Origin of the sequence: Salinisphaera sp. (genome assembly GCF_002729955.1) — a bacterium.
Taxonomy (GTDB): domain Bacteria; phylum Pseudomonadota; class Gammaproteobacteria; order Nevskiales; family Salinisphaeraceae; genus Salinisphaera.
Genome location: NZ_PBYA01000037.1, coordinates 1 through 20,683, shown reverse-complemented (window position 1 = coordinate 20,683; position 20,683 = coordinate 1). Strand labels below are relative to the sequence as shown.

20 protein-coding genes and 2 pseudogenes are annotated in these 20,683 nt (G+C 60.9%); 14 read left to right on the top strand and 8 right to left on the bottom strand.

The features are described from left to right. Window positions 1-2: 2 nt before the first annotated feature. On the top strand, window positions 3-941 hold the full coding sequence (locus tag CMN27_RS11020; protein WP_293626425.1) for a bifunctional riboflavin kinase/FAD synthetase: 939 nt from the start codon (window positions 3-5) through the stop codon (window positions 939-941). Beyond that, window positions 938-1,447, top strand: coding sequence for a signal peptidase II (lspA, locus tag CMN27_RS11015; protein ID WP_293626423.1), 510 nt, complete (start codon window positions 938-940; stop codon window positions 1,445-1,447). The genes CMN27_RS11020 and lspA overlap by 4 nt, the downstream gene beginning before the upstream one ends. 417 nt (window positions 1,448-1,864) lie before the next feature. On the opposite strand, the gene CMN27_RS11010 is transcribed toward lspA, so the two are convergent. Genes CMN27_RS11010 through CMN27_RS10985 form a run of 6 tightly spaced genes read right to left on the bottom strand, consistent with a single transcriptional unit; the run spans window position 1,865 to window position 8,392 of the window. Next, window positions 1,865-2,278 carry a type IV pilin protein gene (locus CMN27_RS11010; protein ID WP_293626422.1) on the bottom strand — a complete coding sequence of 138 codons (414 nt, stop codon included), beginning with the start codon at window positions 2,276-2,278 and terminating at the stop codon, window positions 1,865-1,867. Window positions 2,279-2,281: 3 nt separating this feature from the next. Next, window positions 2,282-5,983: a PilC/PilY family type IV pilus protein gene (locus CMN27_RS11005; RefSeq protein WP_293626421.1), complete on the bottom strand. Its 3,702-nt coding sequence runs from the start codon at window positions 5,981-5,983 to the stop codon at window positions 2,282-2,284. Window positions 5,984-5,998: 15 nt separating this feature from the next. After that, window positions 5,999-6,598 (bottom strand): PilX N-terminal domain-containing pilus assembly protein, encoded by a 600-nt coding sequence (locus tag CMN27_RS11000; RefSeq protein WP_293626420.1) that lies wholly within the window; start codon window positions 6,596-6,598, stop codon window positions 5,999-6,001. After that, window positions 6,595-7,356 carry a PilW family protein gene (locus tag CMN27_RS10995; RefSeq protein WP_293626418.1) on the bottom strand — a complete coding sequence of 254 codons (762 nt, stop codon included), beginning with the start codon at window positions 7,354-7,356 and terminating at the stop codon, window positions 6,595-6,597. The genes CMN27_RS11000 and CMN27_RS10995 overlap by 4 nt, the downstream gene beginning before the upstream one ends. Beyond that, window positions 7,353-7,865 (bottom strand): type IV pilus modification protein PilV, encoded by a 513-nt coding sequence (gene pilV / locus CMN27_RS10990; RefSeq protein ID WP_293626417.1) that lies wholly within the window; start codon window positions 7,863-7,865, stop codon window positions 7,353-7,355. Before pilV ends, CMN27_RS10995 begins: the two co-directional genes overlap by 4 nt. After that, window positions 7,865-8,392: a GspH/FimT family protein gene (locus tag CMN27_RS10985; RefSeq protein WP_293626416.1), complete on the bottom strand. Its 528-nt coding sequence runs from the start codon at window positions 8,390-8,392 to the stop codon at window positions 7,865-7,867. The genes pilV and CMN27_RS10985 overlap by 1 nt, the downstream gene beginning before the upstream one ends. Before the next feature lie 321 nt (window positions 8,393-8,713). On the opposite strand from CMN27_RS10985, the gene CMN27_RS10980 reads away from it, so the two are divergent. Together CMN27_RS10980 and CMN27_RS17465 are read left to right on the top strand one after the other, a co-directional pair. Beyond that, the gene (locus CMN27_RS10980) at window positions 8,714-9,922 is read left to right on the top strand and encodes a site-specific integrase (protein WP_006912000.1); all 1,209 of its coding nucleotides are present in this window, start codon (window positions 8,714-8,716) and stop codon (window positions 9,920-9,922) included. Window positions 9,923-10,248: 326 nt separating this feature from the next. Next, window positions 10,249-10,440, top strand: a complete 192-nt coding sequence (locus tag CMN27_RS17465) for a helix-turn-helix domain-containing protein (protein ID WP_202962190.1) — start codon at window positions 10,249-10,251, stop codon at window positions 10,438-10,440. A gap of 374 nt (window positions 10,441-10,814) precedes the next feature. On the opposite strand, the gene CMN27_RS10975 is transcribed toward CMN27_RS17465, so the two are convergent. Further along, window positions 10,815-11,297 carry a hypothetical protein gene (locus CMN27_RS10975; protein ID WP_293626411.1) on the bottom strand — a complete coding sequence of 161 codons (483 nt, stop codon included), beginning with the start codon at window positions 11,295-11,297 and terminating at the stop codon, window positions 10,815-10,817. A 48-nt stretch (window positions 11,298-11,345) separates the two neighbouring features. Here CMN27_RS10975 and CMN27_RS10970 point away from each other — a divergent pair, with 48 nt between their 5' ends. From CMN27_RS10970 to CMN27_RS10955, 4 genes and pseudogenes are all read left to right on the top strand, one after another. After that, the gene (locus CMN27_RS10970; protein WP_293626409.1) at window positions 11,346-11,510 is read left to right on the top strand and encodes a hypothetical protein; all 165 of its coding nucleotides are present in this window, start codon (window positions 11,346-11,348) and stop codon (window positions 11,508-11,510) included. A 352-nt stretch (window positions 11,511-11,862) separates the two neighbouring features. After that, window positions 11,863-12,144, top strand: a complete 282-nt coding sequence (locus tag CMN27_RS10965; RefSeq protein ID WP_006911997.1) for a hypothetical protein — start codon at window positions 11,863-11,865, stop codon at window positions 12,142-12,144. Between the two features lie 158 nt (window positions 12,145-12,302). Continuing rightward, window positions 12,303-13,667 carry a DUF945 family protein gene (locus CMN27_RS10960; protein ID WP_293626406.1) on the top strand — a complete coding sequence of 455 codons (1,365 nt, stop codon included), beginning with the start codon at window positions 12,303-12,305 and terminating at the stop codon, window positions 13,665-13,667. 720 nt (window positions 13,668-14,387) lie between these two features. Then, a pseudogene (locus tag CMN27_RS10955) lies at window positions 14,388-15,302 on the top strand (IS481 family transposase); the annotation flags it as partial. Window positions 15,303-15,410: 108 nt separating this feature from the next. Here CMN27_RS10955 and CMN27_RS17460 read toward each other — a convergent pair. Then, window positions 15,411-15,500: pseudogene (locus tag CMN27_RS17460) on the bottom strand (hypothetical protein); the annotation flags it as partial. A 974-nt stretch (window positions 15,501-16,474) separates the two neighbouring features. On the opposite strand from CMN27_RS17460, the gene CMN27_RS10950 reads away from it, so the two are divergent. The 6 genes from CMN27_RS10950 (at window position 16,475) to CMN27_RS10925 (ending at window position 20,260) form a co-directional block, all read left to right on the top strand. Further along, window positions 16,475-16,927, top strand: a complete 453-nt coding sequence (locus CMN27_RS10950) for an A24 family peptidase (protein ID WP_293626405.1) — start codon at window positions 16,475-16,477, stop codon at window positions 16,925-16,927. 918 nt (window positions 16,928-17,845) lie between these two features. After that, window positions 17,846-18,025, top strand: a complete 180-nt coding sequence (locus CMN27_RS10945) for a hypothetical protein (RefSeq protein WP_293626402.1) — start codon at window positions 17,846-17,848, stop codon at window positions 18,023-18,025. Between the two features lie 61 nt (window positions 18,026-18,086). Further along, the gene (locus tag CMN27_RS10940) at window positions 18,087-18,536 is read left to right on the top strand and encodes a hypothetical protein (protein ID WP_293626400.1); all 450 of its coding nucleotides are present in this window, start codon (window positions 18,087-18,089) and stop codon (window positions 18,534-18,536) included. A gap of 107 nt (window positions 18,537-18,643) precedes the next feature. Continuing rightward, window positions 18,644-19,690, top strand: coding sequence for a tetratricopeptide repeat protein (locus CMN27_RS10935; protein ID WP_293626398.1), 1,047 nt, complete (start codon window positions 18,644-18,646; stop codon window positions 19,688-19,690). Window positions 19,691-19,990: 300 nt separating this feature from the next. Further along, window positions 19,991-20,116 (top strand): hypothetical protein, encoded by a 126-nt coding sequence (locus tag CMN27_RS10930; protein WP_293626397.1) that lies wholly within the window; start codon window positions 19,991-19,993, stop codon window positions 20,114-20,116. 6 nt (window positions 20,117-20,122) lie between these two features. After that, a complete protein-coding gene (locus CMN27_RS10925) occupies window positions 20,123-20,260 on the top strand; it encodes a hypothetical protein (protein ID WP_293626396.1) in 138 nt (45 codons plus the stop codon). The last annotated feature ends 423 nt before the right edge of the window (window positions 20,261-20,683 follow it).

The following is a 20,683-nucleotide window of genomic DNA, read 5'->3' as shown; positions in this document are numbered from 1 at the left end:
GCATGCGTGTCGTTCGTAACGTTCGCCGCATGGGTGCGCTCGACGCAGGCTGCGCGCTCACGATCGGCAACTTCGATGGTCTCCACCGAGGTCATCAGGCCATCGTGCGCCAGCTGCGCGAGCGTGCGCAGACGTTGGGTGTGCCGAGCGTACTGATGAGCTTCGAGCCGATGCCGCGCGAGTTCTTTGCGCCCGAAAGCGCACCGGCACGACTCTCGTCACCGCGCGAAAAGATGCGCATGGCCCAGGCCCTGGGCGTGGATATCTTTGCCTGGGCGCGCTTCGACGCCGCCTTTGCCGGCATGTCGCCGCATGCGTTCCTGGAAGATCTGCTCTCGGCGCGCCTGAATGCACACTATCTGTTGGTTGGAGAGGACTTTCGCTTTGGCCAGAAGCGGGCCGGCGATATCGAAACCCTGCGCGCATTCGCCCACGACCGTGAAATGGAGGTCGCACCGCTGCCCGACGTACAGGTCGACGGCGCCCGGGTCAGCTCCACACGTGTACGCGATGCGCTCGCGGCGGGCGACGTGGACCAGGCCAATCGTCTGCTCGGCCATGCCTATTGGGTGAGCGGGCGGGTGGTTCGCGGCGAGCGCCTCGGGCGCACCCTGGGTTTTCCGACCGCGAATATTCGGCTCGCGCGCAAGCCCGCGCCGCGCTTCGGCGTCTACGCCGTGTGGGTCTATATGGCTGACGGCGTGCGCCGGGCCGGGGCCGCGAGCTTTGGCGTGCGCCCGACGGTGAACGGCCGTGAGCCGCTGCTGGAAGTGTTCGTGCTCGACTTCGACGGCGATTTATACGGCCAGCGGATTGACGTATCCTTCGAAGCGTTCATTCGTGCCGAAGAGCGCTACGATTCGCTCGAGGCGTTGACCGCCCAGATGCATCGCGATGTCGAGCGCGTGCGCTCGCATCTGCAAGAGCCGAAATCCCCATGACGCTATCCACCGACAAGACCACCACGCCCGACGAACGCGGCTTTCAGCTGCAGAACGTGCACTGGCTGTGGCTATCGGCCGCGGTGATTGCCGTGGATCAGATCACCAAACAGCTGGTGGTAAACAATCTCGAGCTGTTCGATCGCATCCCGCTGTTTAGCTGGTTGAACCTGACCCTGATGCACAACACGGGTGCGGCGTTCAGCATCTTTGCCGGGGCCACGCCGTGGTTCTTCGTTGGCCTGAGCGTGATCGTGGCGATCGGCATCCTGGTGTGGATGCGCCGGCATCCGCACGGCGAGCGGTTGGTCGCTGCCTCCTTGGCCCTGATCATGGGCGGCGCGCTCGGCAATGCGATCGATCGCGCCGCAAGGGGCTATGTGGTCGACTTCGTCGATTTTCATATCTACGGCTGGCATTACCCGGCGTTCAATGTCGCCGATAGTGCCATCGTGCTCGGCGCCATCCTGATGGGCGTTGATATGCTGCGCCCGCGCCGGGGCTAGCTAACCGTTGGCGCTGAGCGTCGCCGGCGGCTCGTGAGGCTGCTACGCGCTATATTGGCCCCAATCGTCCGTTGCGGACGATTTCAGCGATGCTCGCGTTTCATGACGCGCCGTAGTACACGAAGCGTGCTTCCGGGCGCCTCCTCAACGTCCCGAATTCTCGTCGGCCAGCGATGACCGAAGCGCCCGATACGTCGGGTTAGCGACACTTCTCTGGCCTGCGCCAACTTCGAGACGGCGGTTCTGGCCGTTGCGTAAAACGTTCTGCCAGGTGACGCCTATGGCTGCCAAATAGCAGCGTAGCCTCTACGGCCGCTCGCGGACATTGGTTCGAGCCGTCCCGGAAGGTGCGGTATAGCGCTCGCCAAATGACGCGCTCACAACCGTCTACAGCGGCCGGCGCCGAGTGTTTCGCTGTTACCAGCAGTCCTGACTGATCGCCGTGCCCACGCCGGTACCATTCGCTGTTTTCTCACCACGCTGGTTGATCGTAAGCGTGGTGCAGTCGTCGTTGGTCTGATCGTCCTTGGCGTTCGCGGATATCTGAAAGCCGTTCGCGTCCGCACTATTGATCGTGAGCGTGTACGCCTCGTTCTCGGTTTCGGCCGCCATGCCAAGATCGCTTAGGTTCTGGGTATAGCTGTACTGCGTCGTGTACAACCGCTCCTGGCGGTTGGCGGCCTGGAGCAAGGCGCTCTGTGCATCCGCACGCCGCGATTTGCGGACCTGGTCGAGATAGGACGGGTAGGCGATCGCGGCAAGAATGCCGACGATCGCCACGGTGATCATGAGCTCGATAAGCGTGAAGCCGTATGTTTTGCGGTGTCGCATGGTCTATCGCCTGATCTCGCGCCAGCTGACGCGCGAGTTCGTATTTTGCCCTGTATCCAGCAGCCAAGTGAGGATACCGCCTTCGCTCGTACCGGACTGTACCTGAGCGATGCCGTCACCGTTGCTATTGACACCCAGGCCACCTACGGGCGAGGCGCCGAGAACAATGCCGGAGGGGGCGACCTGGTTATCGTCTCCGCCGATCAGATCGCCACTGTCGTGCTGGCGATTGCGGTCCAGATCGAATACCGGCCGGTTGGCGCGCCCACCCGTGTCGGCGCGCACCGCCATGATGGCGCCCGATGCCTGATCAAGCGAGCACGCCTGCTCCGGCGGGACTAGGGTGGTGAACAACACCAGATCGCCTACGAGCGTCGGCGTGTTGATCAGCAGTTCGCCGCTGTTCGCCGGCATATCCATATACCAGCCACGTTGCCCGCCATTTCCGTCGGCGTCCGTGGTGTAGTTGACCGGGTTATCACTGACGACGCGGTAGGTTGTGCCGCCGGATTCGACGTTCGTTAGCGTCTGGTTCTGAAGATTGGCGCGCGTAAAGCCGCCGGGTGCGATTCCTGGCGCGGTGGCGGTGGCGCGGTAACTGAATACGCTGCTGTCCCAAACGGCGTAGAAACTGTTTTCCAGGCCGCTGTTGAACAGGGCGTCGTTTTTCTCCAGGTACTTGCCGGTGCCGAAATAGACCATCACGCCATAACCGGGCCCGTAAGGGTGGATGCCGACCTGGGGCGCCATGGTGATGGGTTGTACGCTGCCGCCCGGGCCCCTGGCCGTGAACAGCTTCGTAACTGACCACTCCGACGTTGATTTCGACGTGAGATCGAAGCGCCACATATTGCCGTAGAGGTCGCCCGCGTAGACGTAGTCGATGATGAAATCGCCATCCACATCGATCGGGGTGACCTCGCTGAGACCGTTCGGGTAGGCATCCGCGACCGGCGCGGAGTTCGTATCGATCGCGCTACGGACCGGTATGCCGTCGGCCATTCGTACGATATGAAGCGACGCGCTGCGGCCCTCGCTGTTATAGCCGTTGCCGAACAGAGCGGCCCAGTCACCGTTATGAAGACGCGAGATCGAGGGTTTACCGTAGGTCTGGCCCAGTGCGCCGGAGGCTGTGTATTCCCATAGAACCGTGCTTGAGGCATTGGCTTCGCTGAAGCTATCCGGATCGGTGATATCGAGCGCATATACGGCATTGCCGCCGTTGTTCATGCCGCCCACGAGCACCGAGTGCCATTCGCCGCCAAAGAATGCATCGCCGGTCGCTGGTGAGCCATCGACGTAATAGCGGTGGGTGTAGCCGGGTTCGGTCAGCGCATCCACGTCGTCGAGCAGCGTGCCCGGCACATAGGCAATTCGCTCCGCGCCCGTGTTGGCATCGAAGCCATGAAGCATGCCGTCGTTGGCGCCGACATAGACCATCGGGTCGCGATTGGCGTTTTGCTGTGCGAAACCGTTGCTGCCCGGATTGCTGTACGGGGTGCCCGCGTTTTCGGGGAAGTTACCCGGGTCGCCTTTCAGGTGGTTGTCCTTCCAGACGAGCGGATAACGAACCCGATCCGGTTCGGCGACGTACGTGGGGGTCGAGTTGATGATATCGCCTAATACATGGTCGCCGCGGTTACGGAAAGGCCCACCATTGCTTTGCTCCAGCGTCCGGACGCCCCGGAGATATTGGGTTTTCTCTGTACTTAGACCGAGTACGTCGTACAGGGATTCGAGCGCGGTAGGGCGGAAGGGCTTGCCGGTGAATTTCCCACCGCTTTCGGTCGAAGTCAGTATCACGCGGTCGTTAGGCGCGGGCACGTTTTCCGAAGCTTGCCATTCGGCTGTGCTGCCAACAGAGCCGTCGCCCAGGCGAAAGGCCTTGAGATCACCCGCCCAGTCGCCTCCCGAATACGTTGCCTGGAAAGCTAGGCTTTCCGACGCCAAACTGCGTGAGTTGAGCGCTACGCCACTAAACGAGCCTTCAGCGCTCAGGATTTCTTCCAGCGCGCCGGAGAAGGCACTGGCGATCTCTGCCGGCGTGCGCGCGTTGAGTAGCTTGCCACGCGTGTTGATGGTGGCGTGCCACAAATCGTCAATCTGTTCGCTGCCGTAGTTATCGAGGCTGGGCAGTGCCGACCAATTGGGTGGATTCGTTCGATACACCCGCTCGTCGGTATAGTTCTGACTGGGGTCGAACAGGACGCCGCGCTGGCCGAGCGTTACACCAAGCGTGACCATGTGCAGATCGGTCTCGCAGTCGAGCCATGGGTCGGGCCGGACATCATTACAACCCGGCGGTACACGCATCTGGCCGCGCTCAAAATCACCGATCTGGCCAAGATTTTCGTAATATTCCATCGCCACATCGGCGATTGAGTCGGATTCACTATCGCCAAAGGGCGCCCCGTACCTGGCGTTCGCGCGGCTGTCGCGATCGGCGTTGTCGACGCCGCTGACAGACGAGTTGTTATAGCCGTCAGTGAACAGGATCGCGAAGTTGGCCTGACAGGCGGACTCGATGATGTTGTTGTTATTGCGCAGCTGTTCGCCAAGATACTTCAGCGCCGGGCGGTTCGGCGTACCCCTCGCCTGCGAGAAATCGGTATTGAAAACCTGGCTGTAGAAATTAGCGCGGCCATCGGGCTGTTCGCTGTTTTCGATACCGAGATTGCGCATGACCAGGTTGGGCGGACTGCTCTGGTTGGCCTGATTGATCGTCGTTGCACCCACGCGCACGCCGCTGATTTCGTCGAACGCTGCGACCACGCCTGCACGGGTGGCCAGATGACGCTTGCGGTAATACGTGTACCAGTTGGCGAAATTCTGGATGGCCTTGTTATAGGCCGTGGTGCTGGCGAAATTGGCCGGCTTGATTTCGTAGCCCACGAGCGTCCGGTCGCCGCCGGGCGTGCGACCGACCAGCGTCGGCGCGCCAGACTTCCAGCCGAAGGTTGCGGGCAGCGGCACGTTCGATGGCAGGTAGAAGGTGGCCGGGAAGTAAGAGATCGGGACCAGCTGATTGTTGTTGAATGTCGCCGTGCTTGAGCTGGTCTTCCATTCGTAACCGTATTCGCGACAACCGAAAAAGCCGGAGCGTACGCACACGACGTCGGCATATCGGACGTTGCCGAACGGGGTGTTGTTGAATACGGCGAAGGTATAGCCATCGTCCGTGCGCTCCAACACCTGGGTCAGGTTGAGTCTGTGGCTGCCGGTGACCGGATCGGCCGGTGCGTTCGTTGGGCTGCTATTCGGCTTGCCAAGCCACGGATCGTACGTAGGCACCGACGGGTCGAAATAGGCGCTGTTGTAAGCTGGGGAGCGCGCGAACGCGAAGGCCGGAATGGGCGGTGCCGCGTAGTAGTTCGAATAGATACGGCGGTCGCGATCGGAGCCGTTATAACCGTTTGGAAACAGATAGGCGTAGGAGTTGTTGCTGCTCCGCACGAAACCAGTGCCAGTCCAGGTCGAACTGCGGTTGCTATCCCAGTACAGCAGGCCGCTGTCGGTGGGAAAGAGCGTTTCAAAGTCCATCGAGCCCGAGTCATCAACCGCGACCAGGATATTGGGTGGCACATTCACGCCGGACAGGAGCGGCCGATCAGCCAGATCGAGATTGGCTGCATGTGCCGTACCCGCAAAGAGCAGGGGCGCCATGCAGGAGAGGACCAGGCGAAAGATGCGAGATTTGATTGGCATAATATCGCCCTCGGCTCAGGGGAAGGTTCGTTCGTAGATGCTTTGCGTCACGGCGATGGCAGCAGGATTGGCACCGCGGGCCAACGCAGTGACGCGATAGCGGATCTTGCCCGCTGCACGTGCGCAAACGTCGGGATTTACAGTGTCGGTACAGCCTTCGAGTTCTTCGATGACGTATCGCACGCTCGGCGTCGTGGTAGCGCTGGTCCCTGTCGACGCGGGCGGTGAATAGGTCTGAACGCCGGCCGAACCCGAATCCCATATCGCCGCGTCGAAGTAATTCTCGCCGCCGCTGTCCTCGAATATGCCTTGCCGACAGATTACGAGATTGCTCGTGGCATTCCCGGTGCTTCCATCCGCAGAACATTCCCGCGCACGCTGATAGTTTGCCGTCACCGCGGTCGAAAGACTGGTTTCGGCAGCGCGCAGGGCGGCGTCGGCGGCTTGACGAGCCCGTGATTTCTCGCGCAGGTTCGACGCCATACGCTCCTGCAGCGTCGAGGAACTGATCGCCGAGACGGCGAGCAGGGTGATGACCACTAGAAAGATAAGGCTGGTGACGAGCACAAAGCCGTTTTCGGTTCGGGGGTTCGGTAGCTTGATCGTATGTTTCATGGGATCGCGTTACGCAGAGCGACGACCTGGTCGACCAATTGGTATGCGTGACGGTTGGTAGCGGTGAAATCGTTGCCGTAGGCGAAAGCGAAGTTGTGACTCGTCGCGGTGGGAGTGATGTTGTCGTCGCTTTCCAGCAATAACTGCAGACGAACGCTCACCACGTTCGCGGCATTGGCGCCGCCAAGCGAGTTGGCGTAGGTATTGACCGAACCGTCACCGTCGGTATCTATCCCATAGGTGACCTTGAATCGTGCCACGTTCTCGACAATAGGCTGCGGCACCGAGCCGGACGAACGATCGCGGCACAAGAGACTGTTCTGGTCGTTCACGTACAGCTCCAGATCGGTCATCCCCAGGTTGCTGAGCGGCAGTTCGGCTACGCCGGCGTCCGGGCCATTACAGCCGTCGTGGCCGGTGCCTGCCTGGAAGCGCAGGCGCAGGGAATCATTCCCGTCTGCGCCGCCGCTCGTGCCCGTCACGAAGGCACCGTTGGCAAAAACGCCGCCCGCATCGAACAGGTCATTTCGGTCCAGTTCCACGCGATAGCCAGCGTGCGCCACGACATTTTCGATCACGAAGGATGCCAGGCGCCCGTTTTCCTGCAGGCCGGCCATATCGCGCTGAAAGCTGAAGCTGTCGCGATTACTCAACAAAATCTGAAGCACGCCCGCGAGCAGCACGAGCGAGACCACCATGGCCACCATGAGTTCGACCAGGCTGAAGCCCGCGCTACGGTTTGGCTTAAAAGGCGTCATGGGCGCACCTCGGTCACGAACGAGCGGCTCGTCGGCGCGGTGGACCCGCTGGTGTCATCACGCTCCTGCCAGGTGATGGTGACCTGATAGCGCAGGCAGGCGGCACCATCGTTTTGTACGCAGTCGATCGCACCGCGCCCGTTGGGTAGCAAACCCTGTCCGCTAGCGCTCTGATCGCCCAGCGACCGATCCCAGACATAAGCGTCGTAGGTCGCCATTTGCGTGGGCGAGCAGGAGGCACCGTTTTCACACAGTGTCGGGGCCGAACCGGCCGAGGGATTGTTCACGCCGTCGTAGGCGTCGGCGGCGACCCCGGCCCGGTTCGCGCGCATGCGGTCCGCGATATTATCGGCGGCGAACGTCGCCTGGGTTCGAGCCGAAGACACCTGGGTATTGACGATGCTGACGGTCTGCAATCCAAGCAGCCCCAGCAGTCCAATGGAAACGATCACGATCGTGACCAGGGCCTCGAGCAGGGTGAATCCGGCGGCGTGGGTCGGATGGTTCATCAGGAGCCCCGGGATTCCAGACGTTCGATCCGTCCGCTGGTGGCGATACGGATTTGCGTGCTGTCACTGGTGTCGTTGGAGGTGATGGCGAAGGTGCCGTTGCTGGCACGAGCGAAGCCGTTGGCATCGAAGACCACCGGTGTGCCGGTGCCGCGGCTGAAACCCACGTTGATGGTGCCGTCCAGGCGGCCGTGCACGCGAAGAATGTTGTCGTTCGTGGGTGCTGTTGTGCCCGCAGCGGGTGCGAATATGATCCAGCCGTCATCCCAGTCGCCGCCGCAGCTCGTCTGATTGGAGCTTGCGCAAACATGGACCGGCCGCCCGCGGGTCACGGCCTCGCTCCGGGCGTAGTTGAAGTCGCCGACCAGATCGTTCGCATTGGCCGCGATCGTATTGCGTTGGACCATGCCCAGATACGACGGGATGGCGATCGCCAGCAGGATGGCGGCCACGGCGATGGTCACAAGCAGTTCCAGCAGGGTGAAACCGCGGGTGTGGGTCGGAGCAGACGAACGCAGATTACGCATGATTGCAGTATCGGCGTTCAGTCGGGGTTTATTGCGGATGTGCCGACCGGCGTAAAACAGGCGCCGATAAACGGCAGCGGCGTTCGCTCGAATAGGGTGAGTCTTCGGCTATGGGTCGGTTTTGACCGAGCCTTTCAACGCACAGGGCCATGCGTTGTGAGAGGCCGATGGTGCCGGGGAGAAGTGTCGGGAACATGTTTTATCCAGTATCAAGGCTTACCAATGAGCTGTATATTCCTTTTAAAATAAATAGTTACTTGATTCGTCCAGTAACGCCACGTATCTTCCAATACCATCGCTATTGTTGGGTAGGTCGTTGGGATGCCAAAAAAGGGAATCGAACTAAGCGCGATTCAGGTGAAGCGATTAGATAAGCCTGGCATGCATGCCGTGGGCGGCGTGGCCGGATTGCTACTCCAGGTTTCGAAATCCGGTGCTAGATCATGGATTCTCCGTGCCACCGTCGGTAGTCGAAGACGAGATATCGGGCTCGGCGGTTTCCCTGACGTCACTCTGGCTCAGGCGCGCGAAAAAGCACGCGTTACACGCGGCAAGATTGACCAGGGATTTGACCCCATCGAGGAGCGGAAAGCGGCGAAGGTGGCGTTGCGCGCGAGTCAGGCTAAACGATTGAGCTTTGCCGAGGCTGCTCGTCGCAAGCACGAGGCGATTGCTCCAGAGTTTCGCAACGCGCGTTCTCGTGCAAATTGGCTTTCCTCCCTAGAGCTATATGCAGTTCCAGTCGTTGGCGACATGGAAGTGGCGGACGTCGAGATGTCGCACGTCTTATCGGTTATCGAGCCGATATGGAGGGACAAGACGCACACCGCGAATCGCGTTAGACAACGGATGGAGGCGGTCTTTGATTGGGCGATTGCCCGCAAATATCGCGAGACCGCGAATCCAGCAGCATGGAAAGGAAATCTAGCGGAGGTGTTGCCGAAGCCGACAAAAATTTCGACGGTAAAGCATCACCGCGCACTACCGTGGCAAGAAATACCTGGATTCATGAGACGGCTCCGAAAACGTACAGGGATGTCGGCGAGGGCGCTTGAGTTTGCGATATTGACGGCCGCTCGATCTGGGGAAGTGCGATTCGCCACTTGGAATGAAATCGACTTGGACGCTGCATTGTGGGTAGTGCCAGGACAGCGAACAAAAAACGGTAAGGCGCACCGAGTGCCACTATCGAAAGAGGTAGTCGCGTTGTTGCGTACCTTACCCAGATTTGAAAACGAGGACACGGTATTCACGGCCTCGCGCGGCGGGTCTTTATCAGATATGAGTCTATCGTCGTTAACCAGAAAAATGGATGTCGACGCCGTGCCGCACGGTTTTCGATCTAGCTTTAAAGACTGGGCCCGCAATTGCACCGACGCCTCAGATGAGGTGAGCGAGCTAGCGCTTGCACATGTCAATAGCGATTCCACGCGAGCAGCTTATGCTCGTGATGAGCTGTTGGAGCAACGCTCCATAATGATGGAGCAGTGGGCTAGGTTTTGCTGCAACCCGATCCCGCTTGGCGAATAGCTACTTGGTCGCCTCATGCCAGGGGGATCTCAATAGCCAACTATAGGGTCGCACTCGGCTCTCGTGGGAGACTACGAGCCGCTGCAGTCTACAGTCTGAAAGAGCGAGCATTTCGTGACTCGCCGATTCCTTCGCTTGCTTACTGTCCAACATGAGGCGGTCTGTGCTTGCAGCGTTACGTAATAGGTCTAAACGTTTTCGTCGCTTTAGATATCTTCTCAACGATGGCGATAGCACTCGTGTTCATTGCGTGTATTTAACTCGACAAAATAGATCATGTAATGCCGTAGCTTGTTCTTGTGAATTCAAACAGCGCACTGAAAAGCATGGCGGGAAAAATCGACATGACACTGCGGTACGAGCGAGACCGGGACCTTGCAGATCGCTTTCTAGTATCGCGAAATACGATATGGCGTTGGGCCCGGGAGGGGCGGCTGCCGCAGCCGGTCCGACTCGGACCTGGATGCACGCGCTGGAGACTTTCCGATGTAGAGGCGTTCGTCGCAAGCAGGGGTTGAGAATGATTCACTCGTATCCTCCGGAGCGATGCCTACGGATCAGACTGACTCGGTTACGTACGCTATAGCCGGGCCTGGCGTGGAGTTAATCAGTTGCCAGAGCCATTTAACTGGTACGGAAAATGGATTTGCTGCACAGCGCCAATTCGAAACCGAACTACGCTAAATTAAGCGTGGCGTGGCTCTCCTGAAAATGCTTTGCGGTGCTAAAACTCAGCGCTGGGTAAGGAACCGCGAGGACTAGCGGAGGCGCCTGTGGCGATTCTTGTACTTTTCCCGTTCATTATGGTCGCTGTCTTAATGCTCTGGAGATTGAACCGGTACGGTGTATCCAGCGACACAGAACACCGCGAGCACGAACGTGACGGCAGAGATCAATAGGCGTCCAGCCGTTCGAGCGTGGTATCGATCAGTGCTCTGTCGTGAACATCGTAGAGCACGAAGCTATAACTCGCTGCCGACTTAAGCCACCGCCGCAGGTTGGCAAATCTACCTTCGAGCTGCGAGCAATAGTAGCCAGCTGGGGAAATGACGACGTTTATAGCTGGTGCGGTAGGGCTTGTAGCAAACGGGTATGTCGATGAACGGCGATAGATCGGCGCGCCGGCCGCACACGCAGTTGGGATCGACAGCATGGTCATCAAGGCGGTCGCAGACCGGCTGCGCATGCCGGCCTCCTCGATGATGCCCTCCCAATGCGCGGTGGCGTCATGAGCATGGCCAGCAACGACCTGGTCAAATTCGCCGAGGAGTTCGGCGAGCTTGTCTAGCAGGCAACAACGACTGAAACCGACGAACACGGCAATGTCAGCCCCGGTGTCCAGGCCGGGCTGACCAAAGAAATCGCGGACGTTCATGCTGCGTCGCCTTCGTCGGCGAAAAGCTCGCTCTGGATTCAGACACCCATGTGCAACACCCTTAAAAACCGGCAGATGCTGGACGCGACCAAGCCCGACGACGGCGGTCGCGCCTACCAACTGGCCGGCCCGCTTGTTCAACAGGTCGCCAAGAAGGCCAGTTGCCCCGCCAGAGGTAAACACTGGGACGAGGCTGTGTCGTTGGCCGAATGACCGACGCGGGACATGGCATGAGTCATCGCAGCCGCGGAGTATGTCGCCGGCACGCACAACCTCGCCCGGCACGCTATTCAAGATGGGATACAGCACAAGATTGCGCGCTTTCGCGGGTGGGCTACCTTTCGATCGCTTAGCCGTCAAACGCCCGGCAGGGCGAAATCATCGGGGCGCAAGCTGCGGGGTAGGGCAGCGACAACCGCTTGTCTGAAGCCGCCTTTGCGATCCCTGGCGGCCGTGCCATGCTGAAACCGGCCAATGCGGCAGAGCTCAATACACGCCGGCCCCGAACGGGTCGAATAAGAACAGACCGCCGGTTCTCGCCGGCGAGCAGCCAACGCATATTCCAATGACCGCAACCCATACCGCTACCGTTCAATCCATCGACGTGCCGGGCGACTGGCCACTGCCGGTTCGACACTTCGACAGCCAGACCGGCCAGCTCGATATCGTCGAAGGCACCATCGAAGCACTCGAGGACGTCAACGACCTCGAGCGCGGCACCATCACCGACGACGTGTTCGGCTACATCCTCATGGCCTGGTACCGCCAGCGTCGACAGGCCGGTGATCCGCCGCATTCGGTCATGGAAAAGCTCAAGCACGCCCGCGAAATTCGCACGCTGCACTAAGCGGCGGCGTAGACGAGTCGCCTCAGGGCGCGGCCCGTCGAACTGTTGTCCGCATATCGGCGGGCAACGCTTTACCCGGTCGACCAAGCGCGTAGCCGTTTTTTGCGGGATAGCCGTGTGCCGGCGTTGGCCATCATCATTACGAGGGGGAAACTCACGTGAAAAAGATCCTTGCGATCGTTTTGGTACTGGTCGTGGCCATCGCCGCGCTCGTGCCGTATTTGACCGGCTCCGAAGTCGAAAACCAATTCCGGGCCGGCATCGACAACATGAACAAGCGCGGTGACTTCGATTTCGCGATCGAATCCTATGACCGGGGCTGGATGAGCTCACAAGCCGAGGTCTCGGTCGGTGGCCTGGGTGACGAGCGCGCGACGTTCAACAACGAAATCACCCATCCGTGGGTGCCTGGCCTCGGGCAGACGCACATCGTCAGCACGCTGTCGCGTGATGCTGACCCGGACCTGTCGAGCATTTTCAGCGAACCCCCGCTGCGGATCGAAACGTGGGTTACAGACGACGAAAACTTCCGGGTCGAGCTGCGCTCGCCCGTCGCGCAAGGCACGAGCGAAGATGCCAACGGTGTGCAGACCTATGTCGAGTGGAACGGTCTGTCTGGTTTCTACGAACGCGCTGACCTTGATGAAACCTTCGAGCTGGTTGCCCCCGGCGTGCGTATTTCCGACAGTCAGGGCGGCGTTGCGGTGAACGAGCTTCGTCTCGTCGGCGATTCGCGCATGGATGACCGCTATGAGCAGACGGTACTGCGCTCCATGCTCGGCTCCGGGCAAGCCAAGATCACGATCGGCAAGTTCTCGTTCAACGCACCCAGCGGCGAGTCGGTCTCGTTCGCAGCCGACTTCGACGCCACGGCAGACTACCGCGACGAGCGCGGCGACTTCCGATCGAAGCTGGCCATCAGTGACGTCGAACTCGATCGCCCGGGCGTTGCGCAACGCGACCAGGTCGACATCAAGGGCGGCACCGTCGAGTTCAACCTGAACAAGATGCGCGTGGATGCGCTCGCCCGTACGCTCACCACACTGGACAAGATCGGTAATACGCCGATGCAACAAGTGCCCGAGCGTCAACGCATGGCATTTCTCGATGACGTGGCCTCCATCTTCGATACCGACTCGGAAATCGAACTCGACGTGTCATCGTTGGAAACCAGCCGGGGGAATGCCGGCATGGGCGTCACGCTCAGCCTCGGTGAGCCGCTATCCGAACGGGCCCGTGAGTACATGCCGCTGCCGGCGCGGGTGATGCAGCGCATGCAGGTCAGCGCCGCCGCCTTCGCGGATCGTTCATTGCTGGCCTACGGGGTCGAACAATCGTCCAACCCCAATCAGGTCGCACGCATGATCGACCAGTGGGAGAATAACAACCTCGTCACTGTGAACAACGCGCGCTACAGCATGGTGTTGGACTACAAGGACAACAGCCTCGCGCTCAACGGCAACACGTTGCCGCCGCAGGTCATGCAGGCCCTGACCGCCCAGATGGGCGCGCTCGGCCAGTAGCCATAAAAAAGCGGCTGCGGCCCCGAAGGGCTGCAGCCGCCATGTCTGGGATCGAGGGCCTTATCCGGCCAGCAACTTGGCCTTGCGTGACTCGTATTCCTCCGCATTCAGCACGCCTTTCTCAGTCAGATGGGCAACCGTTCCCATTGACCAAGGCAGAAGAGCGCACGATAGATCTAGTGCAGCGCCAGCGGCCCGTAGGCCCTGTCCGGCGATCCCGCACCAGCCATGCCAGACGCTGTAACAACGACAAATTCCGTGTTGCCACTCCGCCTCAGCGCCGGCCATGTAAGCCTCGGTATCCGCTGATATTTATTCGCGACCCACCAGTGCGGCCATCGACGTAACAACGACAGATTCCGGGTCGGCTCAAGCCCGCCAAATGGCGCTGTACATCCGCTTTATAATCAGCAACCTAATCAGGGCTTCGCAGTGCCTGTGAGGAGTCTAACAACGACAGATTCCGTGTTGAGCGACAGACGCGAATTCCGATGTGAGTTGCGTCTTAAAATCAACAACTTAAAGCGCGAATTCTAGTTCTAGCACCATGCTAACAACGACACATTCCGTGCAGCATGCGGGCCGGGGTTCCACTAACAACGACAGATTCCTGGCCGAAACTGGAACGCCTAGCTGTGATCTCTCAGTGGGTTGTTCATCCGGGGCGACCGCCTTGAGGCTGATGGGTGTCGAATCCTTCAAGCTTCAGGAGTGACCCGGATGAACACGCACAAGAATGCGCGTCTGACCGTTCATGGTCGAGCCCTGCTGGTCCGCCGGATCCGGGAGGACGGCTTGCGACCCATCGAGGCGGCGCAAGCGATGGGCGTAAGTCCGCGAACAGCCTACAAGTGGCTTTCTCGATACCGGGCGCAAGGACAAGCAGGCCTGCATGAACGCAGTTCACGCCCGGCCCGTTGCCCGCATCAGCTGTCGGCGGTGACCCAGCAACGGATCGTAGCCTTGCGGCGTGAGCGCCGTATCTATCGCGCGATCAGTGGCGAGGTCGATGTGCCGGTGACCACGGTTGCACGCGTGCTTCAGCGGGCCGGCCTGAACCGGCTGTCCGTGCTCGATCCGGCGCCGCCGATCCAGCGCTATACCCACGAGGCCCCCGGTGACCTGCTGCATCTCGACATCAAGAAACTCGGCCGCTTCAAGCGCCCCGGCCATCGCATGACCGGCGATCGGCAGGCCGGCCGCTCACGGGGTGCCGGCTGGGATTATGTGCATAGGGCGATCGACGACCACAGCCGCGTCAGCCATGCCACGATCTGGCCCAAAGAAAAGGGCGTCAGCGCCGTGGCGGCACTGATCGCGGCCTTGCGATACTACCGACGCCTGGGCGTGCCCTTTGATCGCGTGCTCACCGACAATGGCGCCTGCTATCGCTCACATGTGTTTGCCAAGGCGTGTCGCCGACTCGGGCTCAAACACCGAAGAACGCAGCCGTACCGTCCGCGCACCAACGGCAAGGCCGAGCGGCTGATCCAAACGGCGCTCCACGAGTGGGCGTATGCCCGCGCCTACGAGAATGCGGATCAACGCGCGGCGCATCTGCCGCACTGGCTGCATGACTATAACTGGCATCGCCCGCACGCCAGTCTCGATTACCACACTCCGATCAGCACACTCGGCATCGGCGTGAACAAGTCGCCGTGTAGTCGGAATGGATTTCTCTCTGGGGGAAGCAAACCCGCTTGGTTCGACACCGGCGACCCAGCTCTGACCTCTCACGTCGACATCAACACCGCTGGTCTGGTTGCCGCCGAGCGATTCATCCAGATCAGCCGCGGGTCCGGCGCCGGCCGGCAATCGCTCATGAATCGTCATGTTGCGAGCCGCACCACCCGCCACCTTCAGGTTCGAATAGCCAACATCGAGGCCCATGAAATACATATCTCGTTCCTTAAATAGTCGATCTGGACACGTGTCGGCCTCCTTAGAGACGACGTCAGAGCGAACAAACGGTAAGTCGAGATGGGCTCAGGGAATGTCGAGGAAACTGCTGTCGCACTGCAGTCGCACTCTAGTGCGACAGGGCGGGGCCGAAACGGGACGGCGCAGACGTGCGGATCCGCCTGTCGCACGCGTGTCGCACTCTAGTGCCACTAGAGTTCACTTCCTGATAAAGAGGCGACGGTAGATCAGTGGGGTAGCACGCGTGTCGCACTAGAGTGTGACCCGATCGCCATGCTGCCCGAACAGGCGAATCCCGAGCGGCCAGGCCGTACGAGGCCACCGCCGCCATGCGGTGCTTGTCGCCAGCCGGATCTTCGGCAGTCGAAAGGTCGACGTGGCTTGGATGAACGGACTGATACCTTCCCAATCGTTCGGTTCAGCCCAGGAATAAATGACCCCTTTGGTTCGCCATATAAGGCCAGAAGCCCCCCTTCCAGCCCTGCGGCCCCAAGCGACACGAAGAGTCCGTGAGGACGGAAGGGGTGCCAAGTGCCTATATGGCTCACCAAAGGGTGGCAATTCAGGCCAAACGGGCGAACCGATTAAGACCCTTTGGTCAGCCATATACGGCCAGAAGCCCCCCTTCCATTACCGTCACCTGGGCACAGTGCGAATGATCTCCGCTCAGAACCAAAGGGGGGCGTTTTCCCTTATATGGCTCACCAAAGGGTGCAAATCTGCTCAAAAACACGTTCAAAACGACACCCTTCCGTCAGCCATATAAGGGAGATTGACCCCCCTTCTGACCCCTTCGTCGCGTTTGCGAAGCGGTCAGAGGCAGCGATCCCTATGGCTCACAGAAGGGGGTCGAAAATCCCTCTAATAGGGCCAGAAGGGTGAAATCGATGGAAGCAAATATCCGGCCGATGGTTCGGCAGATCCTGCTCGAGCGTGAGCGACTCCTCCGGATCGCCGAGACGCGGGCCGAAAAGTTCATGGCTGAGCACCGAAAAGCCTCAAGCGTGAGAAGAGCGAGTGGGGCGATCGCCGGGTACGGCGTGCTCTGGGTTATCGCCAACGGGTTCGAGCTAGTAAGCGATCAGCAGGGCTTGGGGTACGGAGACCTCAAGTCCGTCGCGATGGTCGGGGCATGGCTCGGATGGACGGCGATACCCGGCGTGATATTCATCGGTGCCACGGCAGCCTTCGCTGTTGGCACTGCCCAGATCCTCACCCGCAGGGCGAGCCGCGACACGCCGCAGCCGTTTGGGCCTTACCTCGTCGCGTCTTCGCTGCTGATGGTGTTCGCTGGACCCGAGATCAACCACGCGTATCTCGTAGCCACAGGCATCGCTTAGCCGCGAGAGCACTATGCCCCTCAGCACCCGCCTTCTCGCGGGTAGCAGCAAGCTCACCCGACACTCGCAGCAGAACCATGGATCGAGGAACGAGGCTCAATGCCGAGCTGCGAGGGCAGCAGGTAGAGCGGCACCCGATCGCACGCAGCCCACGCGGCAACCGCACTCAGTTCGTGCTACGCGAGCCGTCCAGCCGATAGCGCGATGATGCGAGGCACGAGGGGCAGCCTGCTCAATGCACGTCTGAGGCACGCACAAGCGCCTTATCCTGCGATGGCGTGCCAACACGCGTGCTGATCGGCGCGCCCCGAGATAAAAGCTTAGAACGGCGCACAGCGCCTCGCTGACGTTGAGCCAATACACGCAGAGCCAACACTCACGCAGTACGCAAAGCGCCAACAGCCACGCTGCACACAAAGCCCCATTGCGCGAGCATTCACGCCAACCACGCAGTACACGCAGCGCCATCACCACGCACTGCGTTCACAGTATCGACGCCACCGTTACATCGCGTCCCATAGCGCATCGCACGGGCCGGGTCAGGCGCATTGCCGGGCGCCGTGCGTCCACGTCGGTCGCAGTCCTCGGATCCACCGCGGCACGCACGTTACAGCCGCATCACCACGCGGTACGTACGGTTCCGACACCAAGCTTTGCGAAGAGCATCAATGCAAGCCCTATAGACGTAGCCCCAAGCCAGTGCCGCCACGTGCACCCAGTAAACACAGCGTCACCCGCGCGGAGCGTCGCATTCGATGACCACCCGCGACACACCACGCGAGACTGTGGCCTCTAGCGGTCACGAACGCGATTCGAGCGCGCCTGTCTCAGGCGACAGCCGTTGTCGGATCGACCATCCCCCGCAATTGAGTAGCGCGCCGAACAGGCACACGACAGCGCCGCCTGTGAAGGCGCGGCATGAAGCCCCACAAGCGCGAACGGCTCAAGGCGCGCAAGGCCGTTGCCGATTCAGGCAAGCGAGCGCTGATCAGCCTGGCGACGCAGGTACGCGACATCAGCCCCAGCGAAGCCGACTCGCTCGATCGGATCATCCGCCGCATCGAGGCATGGCAACATCGCGGGCCGGGCGGGCTGTGATGACACACGAAACACGACAGGCATTTGGGCTAGAGCACACGCCCAAGGGGGAGATGGGCAGGTGATACCGCAAGCGATCCAGGCAACCGAAGAATGCGTCGGGACGGTCTTCGACCACGCCGCGCTGAGTCTATGCGCCACCAACCAGCCCGACTGCTGGCTGCTGCGTGTCGATCAGGACGGCCCCGCGTTCGTGCTCGACAACGGCACATTCCAAGCCCTGTGTATCGCGCTGCAAGGCTGCATCGACACCGCCTTGAAGCCGCACACGCAGCCGGGCGCGACCACGCTGACCCAGACCATTGCCCACGGCTTGCGCACCACGCAGTCGAATGACGGCGCGCTGTGCGCCTCGGCAGATTGGTCAGGCGATCCGATCATCGAACTCAACTGCTACCCCGGCTCGCCCAGCGATCACCCGCGCATCACGCTCACCCACGCGCTCGAAGACGCCATCGACTTCCAGACGCAGCTGCTCACCGCCTACAGCGAACGTGTCCGCAGCCAGTGACGCGAGAGCGCCGCCAATGCGAGAGCACCTGAAAAGCAGGTGAAAGGATTAGCGCGATGGGCCGCTATTTTTCACCGGCTTGAACCGAATCACGAACAGGGGACGTTATGCGGCGCGCTATCGCCATCACAGCCGGGATCGCCGGTCTGGCCGTCGTATTGGCGACCGCCGCCACCTACCAGCGGCTCGGCTATACCGCCCAGCGATTGGTCGATACTGCCTACCAGGTCGATAGCAGAACCGGCTCGACCTATTACACGCCCCCGGATCTGTACTGGCCGCCGTTCGAGCCCGTCTATCGCCCGTTGATTCACGTGCTCGCCAACGCCGGGGTCGCCCGCGCCCAGACCGTGATGGGCGCGCGGGCACAGTACGGCCCGCCCAAGAACATGGCGGTCATGATTCGACAGTACGAAGCTGGCGCCGCGCAGGGGTACGGCCCGGCCCTGTTGCTGCTGGCGCAGCTCCACGCGCCCTATCAGACCAATGGCTTGATGGACGAGTGGGCGTACACGCGTGACTACTCAGAAGTCATCGAGCGTGACGGCGTGCGGATCGAGAAGAACGACGAGCGGGCCTACCAGCTCTTTGAGCAAGCCTGGGACACCGGCATCACGCTCGCCGGTTTGCGCTTGGGCAATCTGTATCTCGCCCAGGTGCGCATGGCCGACGACAAAATCAACAAGGCCGCGCAGTGGTTCGAGCGTGCCGCACGGCAGGGGAACGCCCGCGCCGCCGCCGAACTCGGGGGACTGTACGAGATCGGGTATGGCGTACCCGAGAACAAATCCGAATCACGCAAATGGCTCACCCGCGCCGCCGAAGGTGGCGATACCGAGGCCGCCTATGAGCTGGGCACGTCGATGGTCAACAGCAAGCCGGTATGGCGCGATTACGACGAAGGCGCACGCTGGCTCGAAAAGGCCGCCAATGACGGTTACAGCACCGCACAGACCAGCCTGGCATGGCTCTACCTGAAGGGAACCGGGATGCCACGCGACTACATCCGCAGCTATGCCTGGGCCAACGTCGTCGCCACCGGGGCGACACAAAGCGGGCTGCGCGACGAACTCGAAAGCCGGATGACAAGCGAACAGATCACCCGCGCTCAGGATCTGTCCCGCGAACTGACCGAGCGTATCGCCAATCCGTGAGGCCCGTTCGCCGGGTAGGGCGGTTCGCCGGTGGGGTGGTGACACCCGCGTCACACAGACGCGGGTTTCGTGTCGCAGCGGTTGCCAATAGCCTGACCGCATATAGCATCGAGCGGGCTTGATCGGTGCGGCCCGTGCCGCGACCCGTACTCAAAACGCCCATCGTCATTTCACCCTCGAGCCCCGGCAGGCGGTTCCACACCGACCTGATAACCCTTGGGCAGCCCACGGCAGAGCAATCGCCGCACGGCGGCACAGCGCAATCACATCCGCGTCAAAACGAGGGAGCACGCGGGTTACATGATCCGATTTCTAACCGACAAGAACTATCGAAAAGCACTGAAACTCGAGCGCGTGATGATGGTGATGGAAGATGCCTTCGAGAAAGGGGAGTACAGCACGCTTCGGCGCGGCATCGTCGAGTAGGAGAAAGTGCTGCGCTGGTTCAACTTCGAGGGCGATTGGTCCGAGCAGGAGCTGGACGAATTTTTCGACAGCCGGGGCATGGTGCGCAGCTTCGACGGAGAAGGCTTTGTGGACCGTATGTCAGAAGCCGCCTACGGCATCTGATCGCCTATTCGGCATTTTGCGCCGGGCGTGGCCCTATCGCTGTCGAAAGCTCGACACACAGGGCAGGGCGTGCCGCCTATGGTGTGCATAGGCCCACTCGGATACCCCGGCGCCTATGACCGACCCGGTTGCATAGCAGCCCGTTACGCGCAGCCGCCTCAGGTCTAGACCGGCACGGCGGCGGTTGCGGCGCACCCGCGACATGCGCGCTCGCAAGCGCGTGCATTGCAGCGTCGACAGTCGGACCCCGAAGACGCCGCGCCCCCGAAGCACGTCCGTTTAGGCCCGGCAGTGGGTCATCTCCGAAGAAAGACAAGCCGCCCCGATTGCGTCTGCTATCGGCCCAGGCTGTGTGAAAACGCTCCCACCGGCTAAACTTCTCTCAGGCTATTGGCGGAGTGCTTGATGAGTCGTTTCGTGACT

What these genes read in the sequence shown, in the direction of transcription:
- CMN27_RS10970 (WP_293626409.1), top strand. Translation starts at nt 11,346, where the DNA reads ATGTGCAACACCCTTAAAAACCGGCAGATGCTGGACGCGACCAAGCCC.
- lspA (WP_293626423.1), top strand. Translation starts at nt 938, where the DNA reads ATGACGCTATCCACCGACAAGACCACCACGCCCGACGAACGCGGCTTT.
- pilV (WP_293626417.1), bottom strand. Translation starts at nt 7,865, where the DNA reads ATGAACCATCCGACCCACGCCGCCGGATTCACCCTGCTCGAGGCCCTG.
- CMN27_RS11005 (WP_293626421.1), bottom strand. Translation starts at nt 5,983, where the DNA reads ATGCCAATCAAATCTCGCATCTTTCGCCTGGTCCTCTCCTGCATGGCG.
- CMN27_RS10930 (WP_293626397.1), top strand. Translation starts at nt 19,991, where the DNA reads ATGATCCGATTTCTAACCGACAAGAACTATCGAAAAGCACTGAAACTC.
- CMN27_RS10945 (WP_293626402.1), top strand. Translation starts at nt 17,846, where the DNA reads ATGAAGCCCCACAAGCGCGAACGGCTCAAGGCGCGCAAGGCCGTTGCC.
- CMN27_RS10965 (WP_006911997.1), top strand. Translation starts at nt 11,863, where the DNA reads ATGACCGCAACCCATACCGCTACCGTTCAATCCATCGACGTGCCGGGC.
- CMN27_RS10935 (WP_293626398.1), top strand. Translation starts at nt 18,644, where the DNA reads ATGCGGCGCGCTATCGCCATCACAGCCGGGATCGCCGGTCTGGCCGTC.
- CMN27_RS11000 (WP_293626420.1), bottom strand. Translation starts at nt 6,598, where the DNA reads ATGAAACATACGATCAAGCTACCGAACCCCCGAACCGAAAACGGCTTT.
- CMN27_RS10980 (WP_006912000.1), top strand. Translation starts at nt 8,714, where the DNA reads ATGCCAAAAAAGGGAATCGAACTAAGCGCGATTCAGGTGAAGCGATTA.
- CMN27_RS10995 (WP_293626418.1), bottom strand. Translation starts at nt 7,356, where the DNA reads ATGACGCCTTTTAAGCCAAACCGTAGCGCGGGCTTCAGCCTGGTCGAA.
- CMN27_RS10985 (WP_293626416.1), bottom strand. Translation starts at nt 8,392, where the DNA reads ATGCGTAATCTGCGTTCGTCTGCTCCGACCCACACCCGCGGTTTCACC.
- CMN27_RS11020 (WP_293626425.1), top strand. Translation starts at nt 3, where the DNA reads ATGCGTGTCGTTCGTAACGTTCGCCGCATGGGTGCGCTCGACGCAGGC.
- CMN27_RS17465 (WP_202962190.1), top strand. Translation starts at nt 10,249, where the DNA reads ATGGCGGGAAAAATCGACATGACACTGCGGTACGAGCGAGACCGGGAC.
- CMN27_RS11010 (WP_293626422.1), bottom strand. Translation starts at nt 2,278, where the DNA reads ATGCGACACCGCAAAACATACGGCTTCACGCTTATCGAGCTCATGATC.
- CMN27_RS10975 (WP_293626411.1), bottom strand. Translation starts at nt 11,297, where the DNA reads ATGAACGTCCGCGATTTCTTTGGTCAGCCCGGCCTGGACACCGGGGCT.
- CMN27_RS10950 (WP_293626405.1), top strand. Translation starts at nt 16,475, where the DNA reads ATGGAAGCAAATATCCGGCCGATGGTTCGGCAGATCCTGCTCGAGCGT.